Origin of the sequence: Echinicola pacifica DSM 19836 (assembly GCF_000373245.1) — a bacterium.
Lineage (GTDB): Bacteria > Bacteroidota > Bacteroidia > Cytophagales > Cyclobacteriaceae > Echinicola > Echinicola pacifica.
On sequence record NZ_KB890750.1, the window covers coordinates 136380 to 155151 of the forward strand.

The 18772-nt window shown below is 40.7% G+C and carries 15 protein-coding genes; 6 read left to right on the plus strand and 9 right to left on the minus strand.

Features of this window, described 5'->3' with window-relative positions:
- Window positions 1-4 precede the first annotated feature (4 nt).
- The 6 genes from B050_RS0111380 (at window position 5) to B050_RS0111405 (ending at window position 3993) form a co-directional block, all read left to right on the plus strand.
- On the plus strand, window positions 5-835 hold the full coding sequence (locus B050_RS0111380; protein ID WP_018474043.1) for an alpha/beta hydrolase: 831 nt from the start codon (window positions 5-7) through the stop codon (window positions 833-835).
- 3 nt (window positions 836-838) lie between these two features.
- Entirely contained in the window at window positions 839-1108 is a 270-nt protein-coding gene (locus tag B050_RS22345) for a hypothetical protein (protein WP_018474044.1), read from the plus strand.
- Window positions 1109-1238: 130 nt separating this feature from the next.
- The gene (locus tag B050_RS0111390; protein ID WP_018474045.1) at window positions 1239-2792 is read left to right on the plus strand and encodes a Fic family protein; all 1554 of its coding nucleotides are present in this window, start codon (window positions 1239-1241) and stop codon (window positions 2790-2792) included.
- A gap of 336 nt (window positions 2793-3128) precedes the next feature.
- Window positions 3129-3419 (plus strand): type II toxin-antitoxin system RelE/ParE family toxin, encoded by a 291-nt coding sequence (locus B050_RS0111395; protein WP_018474046.1) that lies wholly within the window; start codon window positions 3129-3131, stop codon window positions 3417-3419.
- A 13-nt stretch (window positions 3420-3432) separates the two neighbouring features.
- Complete coding sequence (locus B050_RS0111400) at window positions 3433-3768, plus strand: HigA family addiction module antitoxin (RefSeq protein WP_018474047.1); 336 nt, start codon at window positions 3433-3435, stop codon at window positions 3766-3768.
- 24 nt (window positions 3769-3792) lie between these two features.
- Window positions 3793-3993, plus strand: coding sequence for a hypothetical protein (locus tag B050_RS0111405; RefSeq protein WP_018474048.1), 201 nt, complete (start codon window positions 3793-3795; stop codon window positions 3991-3993).
- Window positions 3994-4513: 520 nt separating this feature from the next.
- On the opposite strand, the gene B050_RS0111410 is transcribed toward B050_RS0111405, so the two are convergent.
- The 9 genes from B050_RS0111410 to B050_RS22355 form a co-directional block, all read right to left on the minus strand.
- Window positions 4514-6028, minus strand: coding sequence for a RagB/SusD family nutrient uptake outer membrane protein (locus B050_RS0111410; protein ID WP_018474049.1), 1515 nt, complete (start codon window positions 6026-6028; stop codon window positions 4514-4516).
- A 17-nt stretch (window positions 6029-6045) separates the two neighbouring features.
- Window positions 6046-9105: a SusC/RagA family TonB-linked outer membrane protein gene (locus tag B050_RS0111415; protein WP_018474050.1), complete on the minus strand. Its 3060-nt coding sequence runs from the start codon at window positions 9103-9105 to the stop codon at window positions 6046-6048.
- Window positions 9106-9552: 447 nt separating this feature from the next.
- Window positions 9553-11040 (minus strand): sulfatase family protein, encoded by a 1488-nt coding sequence (locus B050_RS0111420; RefSeq protein ID WP_018474051.1) that lies wholly within the window; start codon window positions 11038-11040, stop codon window positions 9553-9555.
- Window positions 11040-12554: a sialate O-acetylesterase gene (locus B050_RS0111425; protein ID WP_083923270.1), complete on the minus strand. Its 1515-nt coding sequence runs from the start codon at window positions 12552-12554 to the stop codon at window positions 11040-11042. The genes B050_RS0111420 and B050_RS0111425 overlap by 1 nt, the downstream gene beginning before the upstream one ends.
- Before the next feature lie 108 nt (window positions 12555-12662).
- Window positions 12663-13304 carry a sulfatase family protein gene (locus B050_RS23745; protein WP_169336255.1) on the minus strand — a complete coding sequence of 214 codons (642 nt, stop codon included), beginning with the start codon at window positions 13302-13304 and terminating at the stop codon, window positions 12663-12665.
- The gene (locus tag B050_RS23750; protein ID WP_083923272.1) at window positions 13247-14089 is read right to left on the minus strand and encodes a sulfatase family protein; all 843 of its coding nucleotides are present in this window, start codon (window positions 14087-14089) and stop codon (window positions 13247-13249) included. Before B050_RS23750 ends, B050_RS23745 begins: the two co-directional genes overlap by 58 nt.
- A gap of 52 nt (window positions 14090-14141) precedes the next feature.
- Window positions 14142-15932, minus strand: a complete 1791-nt coding sequence (locus B050_RS0111435; RefSeq protein WP_229802408.1) for an alpha-L-fucosidase — start codon at window positions 15930-15932, stop codon at window positions 14142-14144.
- Between the two features lie 147 nt (window positions 15933-16079).
- On the minus strand, window positions 16080-17720 hold the full coding sequence (locus tag B050_RS0111440; RefSeq protein WP_157492747.1) for a sulfatase-like hydrolase/transferase: 1641 nt from the start codon (window positions 17718-17720) through the stop codon (window positions 16080-16082).
- A 38-nt stretch (window positions 17721-17758) separates the two neighbouring features.
- The gene (locus B050_RS22355; protein ID WP_018474055.1) at window positions 17759-18763 is read right to left on the minus strand and encodes an SGNH/GDSL hydrolase family protein; all 1005 of its coding nucleotides are present in this window, start codon (window positions 18761-18763) and stop codon (window positions 17759-17761) included.
- Window positions 18764-18772 lie beyond the last annotated feature (9 nt).

Sequence of the window (18772 nt, forward strand, 5' to 3'; positions counted from 1 at the left end):
ATACATGAAAAAAACAGCGCTAGTCCTAATTTCAGTAATTTTCTTATTAGCATTCAATAATGTCATTGCTATAAATCCAGATCGGGAATACTTAATGACCCCGGATTCAGTGTCGTGGAACTACGAACAGTTAAAAATTACGACTAAGGATAATTACAAATTGAACACTTGGATCTATGAGGCGAACAGTGAAAACAAAAAAGACACCGTCATTATTCTAGCCTATCCCGATGCCGGTAATATGTCATATTTTGTATACTATGCCGCAATTCTAGCCAATGAAGGTTATACAGTAGTTACGTTTGATTATAGGGGATTTGGCAAAAGTGACGATTTTGAAATTCAACGTGAATATCTCTACTACACTGAGTTTGCGTTAGACCTTGAAGCTGTAGTCGATAACATTTCAAAGAAATTCAAGGATAAACAAATTGGCATTTGGGGAATGTCGATGGGGACTACAATAGCTTCCCGTGCCTACCCAGCTATAAAAGGAAAAATTGATTTTATTATCGGAGAAGGTTTCGTGACAGACACTTCAACCATAATAGATCGGTATATAGCGCTTGACAAAGAGTTACTGCTTCCCGAAAAATCCAGTGTTTACGAAAAAGCAATTCAATCCATTAAACTTCCAGTTTTAATTTTGACAGCTTCCAACGATAAAATCACTACGAACCAAGATGCTCTAAAACTTCAAGAAACACTTGGGCAAAATTGTAAAGTCGTAGAATATGAAGGTGATCACCTATCAGGTTTTCAGCTTGATGCCGAAAACATAGGTTTTGGTACGTGGTATGTAGAGCAAATCAATTCATTCTTAGGAAATATCTGAGTCATGATAAGTACTGAAAAAGAATATGAAGCAACTCTTTCGAGAATAGAAGAATTGCTTGTAAAGCCTGAGAACATAGAGAATTCAGAATTAGAAGGATTTGAGGAGCTGAATAGGCTTTCGGATTTAGTTGCTGACTTTGAAGAGAAAATCTTACTCAAAGATGAATTGATCAAAGGTGAGGAAAGCGGACTATCCAACAAATCCGTGGCTGAAATTTTAGCAGAAGCCAAAAGACGCGCTCAAACAAACTTGAAGGCAGTTATAATTTGAATCTGGTTCATAAAAATTTTTTCAACAATAAAATTTACCTGTTTTTCATAAAAAGTATTTCTTTTTACCCATTTTTCATGTGAATAACCTGTTTTTCTAGTATTTTTGAATAACCTGTTTTTCATGAAGAATGAATCATAATACCTCCTTTTCAATTAATACACCCACATTTCATGGCCGAAATCTCCCTGAAAGTGGATATATCGTCGGCTATCCAGCTATCATTGAACACTATGGATTGGAGACTCCGATTCCTGAAGTGATCGCACTGATAAACATAAAACATAAAACTTATCAAACTGAAGCCTGGATGGTTTTCACTCCCCGATACCAACCAGAGGAAAGCTGCTACCACCATCTCGTATTTGCTTTAAAATATGAAGGAATCAATTTGTTGGTACTCAAAAAACTATTTGAAAAACTAAGTGAAAGAGAAATTCTCGAGCTACTTTCCATTGAGGTAACCGGGCAATATTCCCGCAGAATTTGGTTTCTATATGAATGGTTAATGGAAAAAAAGCTCCCTATACCTGACTTAATCATTAAAAACTATGTGACCCTTCTTGATAATAAGCTACAATTCACTTTGTCAAAAGGAGAAAAGTCACCCAGACATCGTATTGTCAATAACCTGCCTGGTACAATCAACTTTTGTCCTTTGGTGCGTAAAACCAAAAAAATCAAAGAGTACGCCTCTCAGGATTTTGTTAGATTAAACGATCAGTATTTAAAAGGAATCCGGAAGAGTATCTTACAAAGAGCTGCTGCCTTTCTTTTGTTAAAGGATTCCAAGGCATCTTTCACGATTGAAGGTGAAAGCCCTAAAAGTAAAAGGGCAGCACGATGGAGTCAGGCGATTGGTCAGGCGGGAGTAAAAGACCTTAGTCATGAAGAGCTTTGCCGATTACAGCAACTAGTCATCGAGAATACACGGTTTATTGAGATGGGCTACCGTAAAAAAGGTGGATTTGTGGGAGAACGAGATAAGGATACATTCTCTCCACTACCCGATCACATTTCTGCAAAGCCTCAAGACATTGAATCTTTGATGACTGGACTCATGGAATCAAACCGCCTTTTACTATTGGATGATACCGACCCTATTATGGCAGCTGCAGTAATAGCTTTTGGATTTGTATTTATTCACCCATTTGTCGATGGAAATGGTCGTATCCACCGATACTTGATCCATCATGTATTGGCAAAGAAACAATTTTCTAAACAAGGTCTTATTTTTCCAATTTCTGCAGCTATTCTTGATAGCATATCAGATTATCGATCAGTGTTGGAATCCTACTCTATTCCACTATTGGATTTGATCGAGTGGAAAGAAACCAAAGATCATAATCTAGAAGTACTTAATGAAACCATAGACTATTACCGTTACTTTGACGCAACAAGACAGGTGGAGTTTTTATATAAATGTGTGAAAGATACCATCGAAAACATCTTGCCTGAGGAGGTTGACTATCTGACAAAATTTGAGGAGTTTAAAAATTTTGTCGACGAGACTTTCGAAATGCCCGACGATATGGTTGCGCTCTTATTAAGGTTTTTGGAGCAGAACAACGGAAAACTTTCAAGTCGGGCAAAAACTAAAGAGTTTAAAGACCTCTCCTCTAACGAGGTCTTAGAGATTGAGAAAGAATATAGTTTGATATTTGGGAATAGAAACTTCAAGTAAATTAATAACTAAGATAAGCGAGATTTGGGTGTCAACTTTGAAAATTAGCAGACACACTTAATTGAACAGTCTCAGTCTCAAAGTTTAAAGAGTATTGAAATCAGAATCTTCAGCAGACCATTTTAAACTTGAACCTCGTTCGTAAGAGTTTTTTTGATGAGGGTTTCTACCCGTTTTTAGTAAGAACTGTATCTTTTCACCTATTTTTCATAGGAATAACCTAATTCTTTTGAATCTAATAAATATGATACTGAAGCATTGCGACAAAAATTTGTTTTTCGAAGCATATTTGAATTTGAGTAATGAATACTGTATATTTACACTATACAAAATCTGATGATAAAGAGTATCAAGCATAAAGCCTTAAAAAACTATTGGATAAAGGGTGACAGAAGCAAACTTCCATCTACTATGATTCGGAAAATTGAAATGGTAATGGATATCATAGATAGTATTGAAAAAGCGCCTGATGATCTATACCCCTTCCCCGATTTGAAACCGCACCCACTAAAAGGAAATAGAAAAGGCGACTGGTCCCTTGAAATTTCAGGCAATTGGCGTATTACATTTAACTATGACAATCATACTGCATCTGCATACGATTTAGACTTAGAAGATTATCATTAAAAATTCAATTGAAATGGAAAGACACGTAGAAACTTACATTCACCCAGGAAGAATTTTCTTTGAGGAAGTAGTAAAACCTAATAAGCTTAAACTTGGAGAGGTTGCTGATCTCTTACAAGTTTCGAGGTTAACTGTTTCAAAAATTGTAAATGAAAAGAGTGGGATTTCACCAAATATTGCGCTTCGAATTCAGACCGTTTTTGGCGGGAGTGCAGATATATGGACTAGAATGCAAAATAAATATGACATGGCTCTTGCCGTCAAAGAATTCAACAGAAACAGTCCAAACTTGAAAAAATTTGAAAGAGGTAAGAAAAAGTCTTGTGAGACAATTATTAAGAAGAAATAAAAATCGACTTACGATATTGGACTCATGAACTATGACTCAATCACAAATGACCATGAATATGAAGCTGCTTTGAAAAAGTTAAGCCCAATATTCGATGCAGATCCTGAAAGCACTGAAGGAAAAGAAGCTGGGCACTTGGTCAATCTAATATCCGAATACGAAAAAACACACTACCCACTTTCTGAAATTGAAGTTAAAAACCATACTTCTAATAATTCAATTTAATATTTAAATAATCTCATAAAATGAAGCTGAAAGGATTTTTTGTACCGAATTTGCACCGATACAACCCGAACCTACTGACTAACAAATAGCTGTACTTTCTGTATCGATAAAGCATCAATTCTTTCCAAGCCTCATCTCTTTCCCTTACTAGTCATTAAGATTTTATTACTTTTAATATTTTAGAGTAAATGCCTTCCTATTTGACGGTTACTTCTACGCGAATAATCTGACTGAGCGCTGATCGCCTTTGTACTTTGGAATCTCCCGGATTTTTGAAGCACTGATGGCCGGAATTATTGAGACCCTATCAACGTAAACGATGGACTCCTTCCCCTTAGGTTTTGGGCCAAACCTGATAGCTATATTAAGCTATAATTCAAAAAGGTAGTCGAGCGCTGCTGGGTTTAGCAGCATTCGACTACCTTTCAAATTATAAACCTAAACTAAAATTTTATTCTTCAGCCTTTCTTAGCCTATATGGAGGTACTACTTTTTCAGGGCTTAAAATTGGTCTTGATTCTTAATACCCTGGATTCTGAACCAGATTTGTATTATTCCGAACCTCACTAGTAGGAATAGGGAATAATAATTCTCGTGCCGTCAATATAGGACCATATGCAAACTGATGTCCTACAAATTCATCAAATGTGCCATCGCTTACATTGTACCCTTTTCTTACCCTAACCATATCAAACCAAGTTACCGATTCGTAACTTAGCTCATGCCACTTTTCTCTCCACACTGCTTCCCGAAATTCATTTTGAGAAAGCCCTGCATGGGCGGTTAATCCCGCTCTGCTTCTAATTGCATTCAATCCCTCATACCCCAGGGCCGTCGGTCCTGATACTTCATTTGATGCTTCAGAATATATTAATAATAGCTCAGCATACCGATATAGAGACCAGTTGAGATCGGCACTTGCAGAGAGGAGATTGGCCTGAATATCAAAATGCTTATACAGAAAATAACCTCCTAAATTAACTGTTTTGGTTCTGTCGGTTTTCAAGGTATATTCGGTATAATAAAATGCTTTTTCTTCTACCCTTTTATCGCCTGCTTCATACGATTTGATGAAGTCAAGATTAGCGTAAATAGCTCCGGTCTGGGCTGAATAGGCCGAGATGTTCATATTATAAGGTATGATGAGTGGCTGCCAATTTGATGGCGCGGTAAGGGTTTTATACTGCACCATAAATATGTTTTCACCTATATTCTTCTTTGCCGGATTATGAAGATCATCATAGCTTGGAAACAAACTATATCCATATGTTGCGGCATTGTCGATGACCTCCTTGGCCTTATCTGCAGCCAATTTATAGTGTGTTGCCCCTTTTTCCAATGGATATCCAGCCATGGTGAGATAAACGCTCGACAAAAGGGTTTTTACAGCACCTAAAGTTACTTTACCATCAGGATCCTTTACTGGCAGGCCAGCCCCCTCCGCATCCATCAAATCGCTTACAATCTGCGCATAGATCTGATCTTCTGATGCCTGTGAAGGGTAAAGATCTTCAGAGGCTAAATCGATTGGCTCCAGGATTAGGGGTACCTTTCCAAACAACCTTACCAGCTGGTAATAATAATGAGCTCGCAGGAATTTAGCTTCTCCTAAATGCCTTTTCTTGAGTTCTTCATTCATCTGTATTCCCGGGATTTTAGTAATCGCTAAGTTTGCATTGGCGATACCTTCATAATTCGATTTCCAGTGAGCCAAACCATATTCGTTGTCAGAGTTATTATTCAAATTTCTAATGATATTACTATTGTCAGCCTGGCCCAAATCTGAATCAGCCAGGCCAGTAGCAAACTCTGCCATCAACCAGGGCCCTCCCCCGTATGCTCCACCTCTTATGTCCTTCAAATTGGAATAGACGGCATTAATAGCGGCTTGAGCCTGTTCTGCCGTCTTATAATAACTATCTGCGGTGATATTCGAAGGATCCACTTCTCCCAGGAAATCAGAACAACTGGCAGCAAGGAATAACAGGCTTCCTGTAAGGATGACTTGTATCTTATTTTTTATATGAGTCTTCATTTGTATCTTATTTTAACTTAGAACGAAACATTCAATCCGACCATAAATACTTTTGGCCTTGGGTATTGATTAAAATTCACTTCTCCTTGTCCAAATGGCGTGTTAGAAGTTTGAGCTTCCGGATCATACCCCTGGTATTTCGTTATCAAAAAGAAATTCTGCAATGACGTATATACTCGTAATCGCTGCAAGTGGATCTTTTCCAATAGATCAGGAGCGAAATTATACGCCAACAGCATATTCCTGCCTCTGATGAATGAGCCATCCTGGATCATATGATCTGTATCCCTATTGTCATATCCTGCTGAGACAGGTCTCCACTGCGCTATCTCGGTATCCTGATGGTCAGGCGTCCAGGCATCCAATACTGTTCTAAGGCTATTGGCAATTCCCTGGCGGTTTTCTTGCGGACGGGTGGTCAGATACATGATATCATTTCCATAGGTAAATTGTAAATCCAGGGAAAACTCGAAATTTTTATAGTTGATGGTATTGATAAAACTTCCGTATCCCTTAGGCATCCCATTTCCGATGATGGCCTTGTCGGCATCATTGATGGAACCGTCATTATTAATATCGTTTAGCTTGATATCACCCGGCAGCCAATTATAAACGGCTGCTTCGTCTTCTTCATCACTTCCCCAGGTACCAAGGTGTTGCCATCCCCAAAATGACCCTACCGGCTCGCCTACGCGGATAATGGTATTGCCAGAGAAAATATCACTGCCGCCTGATAATGCCGTTACCTCATTTTTATTCATGGAGATATTAAACATTGTTTCCCAATTGAAATCGCCTTTCTCTATATTAACCGTGTTTATGGATAGTTCTATCCCTTTATTTTCCATGCTACCAATATTTCTGAATACGGTGGCATATCCACTACTCAAGGGCACGGGCGCATTTAATAGCATATCAGTGGTTACTTTCATATAGATATCGGCTTCCAGGGATATTCTTTGATTAAAAAAACCAAGCTCCACTCCCGCATCTATTTGCTTGGTTCTCTCCCATTTCAGCTCAGGGTTAGCCAGTGAACCTTTGCCTATTCCCTTAACTACGGAGCCTCCGTACACATAGGAATACGCACTACTTAAGCCTGCTAATGCACCATATGCGGGTATTCCGGAGTTGCCGGTTTCACCATAACTTGAACGTAATTTAAGATTGGAGATTAGGGAGGATGTGGATAGAAAATCCTCATCGGAAACTCTCCATGCTAAGGCAGCCGAAGGGAAAAACGCATACCTGTTGTTCTCTCCGAACTTGGAAGAACCATCAACTCTACCAGTAACTGTCAATAAATATTTGTTTTTTAGGCCATAATTAATCCTTCCAAAATAGGAATTAATGCCCTCAACAGATGCATTGGAAGTGGGTGGTACAGGTACAGCTCCCGCCGCTAAATTATTAAAACTGAAAAAATCATCCGAAAAATCGTTTACACGGACATTATAATTTGACCTATCCGTCTGCTGCCAGGATATACCCAGCAAACCTGTAAAAGAGTGGATATCGCCGAAAATCTTATTATAAGTCAGGTAATTCTCAAATTGCCATGAAAAGAATTCATTGGTGAAAATTTGCGCATAGCCATTTGTGGGTGTACCAATGAAATTAAGATTTCTTCCTGCATATTCCTGTGTCTTTTGATGAATATAATTGACACCTACAGATGATCTCATTTCTAATCCATCAGCTAAAGTGAAATTGACGAAGACATTTCCCAAGACCGTATTAGTCTTCAGGTATTTCTGATATTCTTCTCCCACCTGAACTGGATTTGGCCCGCCTTCCATTCCCGGGTAATCTAAGTTACTGGCCCATGTACCATCTGCATACTTCACCGGGATGATAGGAATAGCCTCAATCATATTTCTACCGACCCAAGAATCATGGATCAGCCTTTCATTCTGCTGGTTATATCCAAGTCCCCCTCCTACTTTAAACCACTTTTTATAACTTGTATCAAAAACAATTCTCGAAGAATAGCGATTGAGCGAGGATTCTTTCATAATTCCTTCCTCACCTGTATATCCTAGAAAGGCTCCAAAACTACCCGCCTCGGTGCCGCCGGTGAAAGACAATTGGTGATTTTGGGAAAAGGCATTTTGAGTTACCTGATCCTGCCAATCTGTGTCATATAAGGGATTGCCATTTGCATCAAATAATAAGGGATCGGTTCTTTTTAAGGTCGGATCTGTATATTTCCCGTTAGCCCATCCTACAGCATCGTATTTCTCTGCATTTTGATAAGCTACATCTTCAATCATTAAAAACTCCTCTGAATTAAGGACTCCCACTTTTTTGGCTATTTTACCTACTCCGTAATAGGTGTCATAGCCTATTTTCACGCCAGAGGTACTGCCTCTTTTGGTGGTGACCAATACTACGCCATTGGCACCTCTTGACCCATAAATGGCAGTTGCAGAAGCGTCCTTGAGGACCTCTACAGATTGAATATCATTCGAATTGATATAATCAATGGGGCTAGAGTTATCGCTTAAAGAAGTGGAGACTAGAATTACTCCATCTACTACGTACAGAGGACTATTATCAAGACTCACAGAGGTATTTCCTCGAATCCTGATCTGGGTTTTCCCTCCTGGTTTTCCTGAATTTTGAGAGACATTTGCACCGGCGATCTTCCCGGAAAGCGCTTGAGGTAATGAGGAGGTGGGTCGCTCTTGAAGCTCTTTTCCTGATGCAGAACCTACAGCTCCAGTCAGATCGCTCTTCTTTTGGCTTCCGTATCCAATTACTACTACTTCTTCGAGTTCTTCTTCATCCATCTGCAGGGTGACATCTAAGATGTTGCTAGCACCTACAGTTTTTTCAATCGAAGAATAACCGATGAATGAAAATACCAGAGTAGCTCCCTCAGGAACTGATATGGAATATTTCCCATCCATATCTGAGGCAATGCCATTGGCAGTGCCCTTTTGGATTATGGTCACGCCAGGCAAGGTATTACCGGACGTATCAATTATTTTTCCGCTAATTACTTTGTCTTGGGCCTGGAGGCTAAAGACTGTAAAAAGCATGAAAAACGTAAGCAGGGTAAAGTAATTTTTCATAAGGTATAGTTTTGGGTTAATTATTAATGGATTTAGTCAAAAGACTTTATCTATCTTCCGCAAAAGATATAATTTTTAAATTAACCTACTGTGCTTATAGGTAGGTTTTTATAAGACACACCTGTGCACAGTCGATTTTAGCAAAATTCTTAAGCACTAATAATCAATCTATTATGAATAAAAAATCTATTAAGTATTATTAATTCCTCTAAATAATTAAAAATCCTAACAGGTTATAGATTTAATTGGCTTAAAATGAATGCACCGATATACATCATTTATCATGATTGAATCTATTATCTTCATTTATTATTCAGATATAATCTTATTCCTAGGAGAATAGAAAGCTCACAGTTGTAAAAAATACCTTCTTTAGTCCAGGATTAATTTCAAAACCCAAAGACATAATCACTGAAAATGATAAGTGCCAAGGCATAATAGTGCTTACTACTTTTCCAGAAGTTTTTCCTTTGCCTCCCAGGGCACAGATCTGTCAAAAAGCACTCCATACCGGGTGTAATCATTGTAGGAAACGCTTTCTTTTTTCCATTGCTCCACCTCCTTAGCATACTTTTTCCGCATCATCTCAAGTTCTGATTTAAACTGAGGATCGCTCGCATAGTTTTTCAGTTCTAAGGGATCATTCTTAACATCAAACAATTCTTCCACAGGATCCATTTTCTCATCTTTATACCACCAATAGGTATATTTCCACTGACTTGTCAGGCAAGTTAGACTGTGCGTCATTATAGGTCCGAATACATTCATAAATGCCATTTGGTCGTGTACTTCTTTCTTTGGGTTCTCTATAAGTGGCACCAAACTGGCCCCGTCCATGTTTTTGGGCACAGGCAATCCTGCCAGGTCCAAAATGGTAGGAGCAAAATCTATATTACCAGTAAGCGATTGGCTTCTGAACTTCTTTCCAGCTGATTTGCTGCGCGGGTCATAAATCATCAAGGGGACTCGGGAAGATTCCTCCATCGGTAGCACCTTTGATGCATACCCATGGGAACCACTGATATAGCCATTGTCACTGGTATAGATAATGACTGTATTTTTATCCATTCCCTGACGTTCAAGTTCTTCCCTGATCATTCCTATAGCCACATCTATTGCATAGACCTGCTGGTGATACTTACGCATCTCTCTGTCATAATCTGTGTCGTAATGCCATTCGGTAAAGCGTGGATACTGCCTTCCTCCCTTGCTCTGTTCGGAAAGATACTTTGCATATTCCCTCCCAAAATTCCCAGGTTTTGTAAAAACCTTATCCTGATAGATCGCATCAAACATAGGATCAGGATCTGCCGGCTTATGAGGAGCTTTAAAGCTAATAGAAAGGCTAAAGGGCTTGTTTTGTTTCGCAGCTGCTCTGATTACATCCTGTCCAAAGGCTCCATAGGAAAGTGTGGAATGTGGGTATTTCTCAGCATAGCCGGCCATGGATTCATTTTCCAATGTAGTATAACTGCTTTGGCCTGGTGCTCCTCCCCAAATATCAAAATCCTCCTCACAAATCCCCTTGCTATCCACTTTTATCCCAAATTTCCCAGCAAAAGCCGTGAGATAGCCCGCTTCTCTTAATAGAACCGGATAAGATTTTTCCCATACTTCCGGATGCATATCTCCATGGAAAAAATTTGTCCCTGTCTTGTATTCATACATTCCGGTGAGGACAGTTGCTCTACTTGCCATACAGATTGCAGTGGTATTATAATGCCGGTCAAAAATAAGCCCATCCATCCCCAGCTTATCCATATTGGGAGTCATAACCTCTTTATTTCCATATATACCTACCGAATAAGTACTTTGGTCATCAGCCATGAGGTATATAATATTTGGCCGCTTATCGGGTTGAACATCCTTCTTAGACTGTGCATATCCTCCAATAGCAAGGGTAAAAATCCCTAATAAGATCAGTGTATTTTTCATTATTGCCAAGCTTTTAATGGGTAAATCCGGCGCTGATGAAAACTAAGCGCTCCAATATCATTATCACTTCCTGTCAGCCATGGTCCATTATATATCACCTCTGTTCCTTCATAAAGTTTGCCTGGCAAATAGGTAACCAATGAAAATGTGGTTGCTTGTTCCAAGGTAATTATGAGCTTGTTTTGCTGAGCTTTAATACTGCTAACCTTTGCCGGGATGAAAGCGCTGTCCATTTCATTTTTGAAGAAAAATTGATCCTTCAGAAAGTATGTTTCTTCATGAACTTCTCTTTTTTCTTCGATCCTAATAGCTTGATCAAATGTGAGTTCTACCTCATTCGTACTCACATAATTAGCGCTAAGCAGTTTGGGTGGAGTGATTACGGTCGTAGCTTGTATACCATAAAAATCCCGAGAAACCAAAGGGAAGATTCGTTTAGCAAATTCCAAATAGCCCTGATAAGAAAAGTGACAACCATCGTGTCCAGAAACTCCCATCGTGGACATGATCTCAACCTTCTCGTAGGAGTCGGCCAGTTGAGATTGGATCTCTCGAAGCTCATTATAATATCCCTCCCTTTGTCTCCCACATCCAGGATGTAATTGGAACAAATAGATTTTTTTGAGTCCTGTATATACTCGCTCCCAGTCTTTTTTAAGGATATTGAAATTGGCAGAATAGGATTGATATCCTTCTTCAGTATTGGAATTTGACTCGCCCTGATGCCAAAATATAGCCTTGACCTGATCTTTCAGCCCTGCCTGATTTACTCTATAAGCAAGCCGTCCAAAACTGGTCTCCAGGGAGGGCTGTTCCGGGTAAAGCATATTTTGCTCTATAGAAGAAGAGCCGCTACCACCATTGATGATGCATACGGGGATTTGATGTTTTTCTATGATTAGTCTCGCCAAGTCCATTCCCCATACTCCTACTCCATATGGATTTTTGATGAACCATCCCCCAACTTCATTTTCCAGTCCGGGACAATTCCCGGTGGCACTCCCCCAGCGCACTGCCTTGTCTTCCTCATTATACGTCTCATATCCAGTTTTGACTCCAAAACTCCTAGCAAAGGGACTGCTATAGGTGGACAAGGTGCTGCTGGGGTGGGAATTTGACTGGCCGGTAATGATATAAGCATCGCCACAGACCACTTGGTCGGCTACCAGGTTCAAGGATTCCTTCTCATCCTGTAGGGTGAATAGTTCAAATCGAAATTGATGTAAGCCAGCATGAATTTGTGAAGAAAGAGAAAATGCCTGATCTTCAAGGTTTACCACCTGCTGATCGTAGAGCACATCGTCTTTATATACTTTTAGAACAAGGCTCCTCACCATCTCCCCTTTTTTTACCTTCCCTGTGAAGCGCACAGCTGCACTGTCATTCTGGTTTCTCGCATACAGACGGTAATTTTCTGGAGCCTCCGTAAAAGTCAATTCTTGGGCATAGCCAGTGCTTATCAGTAGCATGCTAAAAAGTAGCGCACTTAAGGCAAAGAGTTTTCGAGTTTTCATATTACTATTTGTGGATTTCTAACCAAGGCAGTGGCTGGTCCTGCGCTTATTTCTGATATTCTACAGTGAGAGAAGCCCCAGCCTTCCTCCATGAATCGTCAATCCGCACTACTCAGGCAAACCAGCCTTCCATTGATCCCACATTGCTAAGAGCTCTTTTACTTTTTCTGGATTAGAAGCAGCCCTATCTTTGGATTCAGCGCGATCATTTTCAATATTATAAAGCTCCACCCTCTCGCGTTTTTCATCAGCCATAAGCTTCCATTCTCCTTCTCGAACTGCTGAGTTTACCCATCCATTTGGACGCTCGGCAGCAGCAAATCGCCATTCCCAGAAAAGTGGTTTTGTTCTATTGAAGGTCTTATTATCGAAAATTGATATAATATTTTCTCCATCAGGATAATAGTCAGCCGGCAAGTCTTTTTTAGCCAAAGCAGCGAATGTAGGAAGTAGATCCACTGTGGAAAGCACACTTGTACTATCCACCTTGCCAGCCTCAACTTTCCCTGGCCATCTCACAATAAAAGGAACATTCACTCCTCCCTGAAATATATCTACCTTTCTACCTCTCAGTCCACCTGTGGATCCCACGGTCAGGGCTGGCATTGCGATAGCAGGACCATTATCGCTACTGAATATCACGAGGGTATTTTCATCCATTCCCATCTTTTCCAATGCCGCCATCAGGCGACCTATATGTCTGTCAGCATCCGTAAGCACTCCGTAATATACTTCCTTATCTGGCCCCATTCCTGAGTAAGGTGCTTTTTGCTCCTCTGTCGGCCAGAGTGGTGTGTGGGGATCTTCAGCCATAGGTTCACGAATAGGGGTGCTCCCTTATCCTTATTTCTCTCAAGAAAATCTATGGTCTCATCCACTACAATTCTGCTAGAGCTATGCACCCAGGTGCTGTCATCATCCATATATCGGGTAGTTGGCCATAATTGGTCGCCTTTCCAGGTCGGCCCATTGCCATTCCAAACCCGGGTCTCATCATAGCCATACTCCTTAGGTTCTGGAGCAGATAGATCACCATGAGGTAATCCGCCTCCTCCCAAATGCCATTTGCCAAAATGTGCAGTAGTATAGCCGGCATCCTGCATAAGTTGAGGCATGTAAACGGGCAGATTTTCGTCCAACCAATTTGGCATATTACGCCTAGCATTAGGCTTATTCCCTGCAAAATGCCCATGTACCCGGTGTCTCGCTGGAAAATGCCCCGTAATTACTGAAGTCCGGCTTGGTGAACATACCCCACTAGTCACATGAAACTGAGTATATTTGGTTCCTTCTTCAGCTAATTTGTCAAGATTGGGTGTCTTTACTTCAGAAGCTCCGTAAGCGCCCAAATCCCCATAACCCCAGTCATCCGCAAAAATGAAAATGATATTAGGACGATCAGCTGACACCGCTTTGCTATCTTCAGTTTTTGACGTTTGGCAAGAAAAGCCTAGGAAGAACAAATCTACAATTAGAGCTATCGAAAGACTCGAAAAGTAAGGCAAAGCGTATGGAGGAAGACGAAATTTTTTCATGATGATAAATTATTGTTTGGATACAAAATGATTATGGAGCCTTATTCAAAGACTACTCTAAGATCGATAATGGTGTGAACCTGATTTCTTTAAGACTTGCACTTTTGATGTCTCCTTCTTTCACTTCTACTGATACCGTATGCTTTCCGGCTTTCTCAAAATTGAGTAAACCCATTTCGTAATAATGGTAAACATGAGAAGCATTTTGTTCATTCTGAATAAAATCGCCTTCAGAGTTGCTCACGCGCCAAACCAATCGGCTGTCTCCAGCATAATTTAAGTCCACCTGATAATATCCAGGCTCCAGGACCTCTACTTCCCAGAGTACCTTGCCACCATCCGCAAAATCCTGAGCCTGGGAGATATGCTTCCATTCCCCAAATTTCTCCATCCATCTCGTTTCTTTAATTATTGCTCCATCACCTGAAGCAAAGGCTGCAGACAAAGCAGTAGGATAAAATGGATCTAAGCTTGGAGATTGATCTACGGAAAGCTTCCCTTCTACTTCAATTTCTACTATTGAAATCAGTTTCTCTGGCCGCTTCGCAGGAAGTGTGATGGAAGTCCATGTTCCATTTTTTACCGTTTTGACAGGATGCAATGTACCATTTACCCAAAGACCTGCAGATTTGATTATATTATTCAGGCCTGGCATCACAATCTCCCCATCCAAAGGCCACTCATAAATAGCGAGGTTTAATTTTCCATTGGACACCGTAGCATCTCCCCAGGGAAGGGCACGACCCCATGGGGAAGGATTCGCCGCATATATCATTTGGGGATAAGATTTGATCCATTCTCCAGCAGCTCGAAGGCTATATTGGGCTTCATCAGGAATTGTTCCGTCAGGCTTTGGGCCTACGTTAAGCATATAGGTGCCACCTCGTGCCACCGTAGAAATCGCGGATTTCAGGATGCGCTTAGGACTTTTCCAATTCTCATCATACCATGCATATCCCCAGGAATCATTGGTAACATCCACTGTTTCCCAAAGTCCAGGGACATTTTTTACCGGAATATTCATATCACCAAGAGAAAGGTAATCTCCCAGATTATGGCCTGCACGGCCAGAGATCATGGCATTTGGCTGATTTTTTCTTACCACATTTACCAGTTCCTCCACATATTTCTTTTCCATATTGCCCGGCGTATCAAACCACACCATAGCGATATCTCCATACTGAGTGGTAATCTCCTCTACCTGAGGAAGGCATTTTTCTCTGAAATAATAATCAAAGCCTACCTCCTCGCCTTTTTCACTGACTTTGGGCCCGCCATTTCCTCCTGGGAAAGTCCAATCCTGGTTATGCGAATAATAAAAGCCAAACCCTAAACCTAGTTCCTCGCAGGCCTGAGCCAGTTCCTTCATCGGATCACGGCCAAAAGGGGTAGCTTTTACAATATTGAAATCGTTGCTTTTAGAGTCGTACATCGCAAATCCGTCATGGTGTTTGCTGGTGACTACGATGTATTTCATTCCAGCATCACTGGCGAGTTTCGCAATAGCCATTGCATCAAAATTTACGGGATCGAAGTTTTTGGCTTCGGCCATGTACTGATCCACCGAAATACCCGCTCGACGAGGACTCATAATCCACTCACTGATGCCATAATAGGTGGTATCATTCCACTTATTAGCGATATTAGAATAGAGCCCCCAATGGATAAACATGGAATAGTTGCCATCATCAAATAAGGCTGCCATATCTCCTTTGTCAGCACGAGTTACCCTATTTTGCTCACCCCACATCTCATCCATACTTTCAGATGTCTTATCCTGGGCAGCGAGGTGCAGTGCTGCGGTGAAGCTGAGGACTGTCAGCAGGTATTTTAGATTAATCATATATTTCATATTATTTGAACTAATAATTTTAATTTTTAAATCACTAACCTCTTAGGCCGTCTCAAATGATCTCAGCATTGGATCATAAACCTTGCTGAATAAGATCGTGAATTACCTGCCTTGAAATAGACTCCAAGGAGGTAGGTTTTAATCTAGCTTAAGATCTTTATAAGTTTTCTCCACACTTGTTTTAAATTCTTCATCATCAAAACTGCTGATATATGTTTCAGGCAATTCATTGTCTCCTTTGGCTTCTTTTAGCAGTTCCGTAGCTCTCCTTCTCAGCATTTGCAAAAGGGCTTGCGAGCTTGCTTCAAAGGCCAGGTTGTTTTCTTCGTTCGGATCATTTTTCAGATCATACAGCTCTTCGTATATAGGCTCCTCGCCTAGGAATGGAGCTATCAGAGAAAGTATATGATGCTGATCTTTTTCCTTGCTGAAGTACCGAATGTATTTCCAGTCTGGGGTCCGGACGGCCTCGGTGCGTGGATAATTTTGGCCCATGAACATGTTTTCACTAAAAAAATCTGTTCTCCAGGCTACCTGTTTATTTTCGATCAGTGGCTTCATGCTTTTCCCCTGCATCTCCTCAGGAATGGCTACTCCCGCCATATCTAGCAAAGTTGGACCAAGGTCAATATTCAAACATAAGTCATCCACTACTTGCTGCTGCTCCAAGCCTGGAGCATAGATTACCAGCGGGATTTTCAAATCCACATCATAAAGCAAGGTTTTGCCACCAAGTCCATATTCTCCATGCAAAATACCGTGATCAGAGGTGAAGACTAGGATGGTATTATCAAGCAGTCCTTGAGAATCTAGTTCCTGCACAAGATTTCCGACCACCTGATCCATTCCCGTGACGGTCTCTAAGGTTCTTATCTGATTTTCATGCAGTGATTCTTTTGACTTCACCCAATCGTAGCTGCTAAGGTATTCTCCGCTATACACCTCGACGGGAAGCTTTGGTGTTTGGACAGAATCAAACGGAATATATGTTTCCGGAAGGGTCAATTGATCAATTTGATCTCTATAGCCAGTCCGATAGAGTGCCGGATCATCAGACCGCTGCTTCATGCTGTTGGTGCTATTACTATGAGGAACGTTGAAGTTTATCAGCAGGCAAAATGGCTGATCCTGAGGACGGGTTCTGAGGAAACTTTTAGACGTTTCTAATGCTTCATCCACACTCAAAAATTCATCTACAGCTTCCTGAATTATATCAATCTGATTATCAGCTTTGGCATCACTAAAAATCTCATGTTGATCTTTTGGGTAAAAGGTCAGGTGTCCATGACCTGCTCTCCAATAATCGAAAGACTCCTCCATTACGCCGCTTTTGTACCCCAGACCCTTATCACTCTTACCAATTGGCGTGTGATTTTTCCCTACCCAGCCGGTATAGTAGCCACTTTTACGAAGTAGCATCGGATAGGTATTGTCCCAGGCCTCTTCGGTCATCACAGAGTTTGACCCGAAGGTGACCCCATGTTTGCGCTCATACATGCCCGTAAGTATGGAGGTTCTGCTGGGTGTGCAGATGGCGGAGGTCACAAAGGCATTGCTGAAAAGTGTTCCCTTTGCTGCAAGCATATCCAAATTTGGGGTTTCTATGATATCATTCAATCCCGCTGCTCCCAGGTAATCCCAGCGCATATCATCAGCCAAAACCACCACAATATTTGGTTTTTCTGTCTGCTGTGCGGCTACTTGGCCAGCAAAGAAAATCAGCATTGCCCCCGCTAATAATAGGAAAAGGAAAGATTTATTAGTCTTAATTTTTATCATAACTACTATCATAATTACTTCCTGCGCTAAGTGAAACTCTATTGTAATGCCTTATTAATATAAAATACCACCTGCTCTGCCTGTCTTTCCATGCCTTCTGGAGTAAAGTGAACATCCTTTGGTTTTTGATCCTTGGGGTGTTTGCGTGTCAATTTATACTGGTCATCAATCCTAATATGATTAGCTCTCATGATCTTAGACGCCACCTTATTATATTTTACCTCATCTCCTTTTATTCTGCCCTGAGCTCCTTCAGGTACCACAGAAGTTGTGGCCCAGATTAGTGCTGCATCCGTTTGAGATTTCAATTGCTCCACTATTTCTTCCAATTTGACAGCGTATTCCTCCGGCCTGTTTACGATCTCACCAGATACATCTAATTTGTTATTAGTCAATCGCTTAAGGTCATGTAGTCCAAAGTTGAAGTGGATAACATCCCAGTCGCCATCGCCTAGCCAAAGGTTCAGTTTTGCAAGTCCCCTGTCGGTCTCACCCGCATTTTCTGGAATTCTATAAACATTACATTTTCCTGCAAGAATCCGTTGAACATAGGGTGTATAGCCTATTGAAATGGAGTTTCCGATAATAAGCACGTTTGGCAAATCCTCATTGCGTTCCTGAAATTGGAAGGAAGGATGATTTTTGAAGTTTCCAATTGCTTTCAGCCAATTGTCCTCATCTGTATAAAGGCTTCCGACGTCCACCTGATCCTCTGCATAAGTGATCGATTTGGAAGAGGTAATACCATTTTCGTTGGTAATTACCAGTTCTATTTCCACCTCTTTGGTATCATTTACAGTTAAAATAGCCGTCTTGCCTAGGGGGGCTAAAGTAGCATCACCTGATTTGATTAGGTAGGTATAAATAAGATTTTCACTCTCATTCTCGACGAATCCTTTCACGATCTTTTGTTCTACCCCCTGCTCTCCCTGCTTTTCAGTCGAGACGACTAGTTTATTGATGACTGGTGCATTGCTTTGAGCCAGCACAGCCAAAGTGCTTAGTAAGTAAAAGATCAGTACCAAATATTTTGTACCCTTCATATGTTTTGA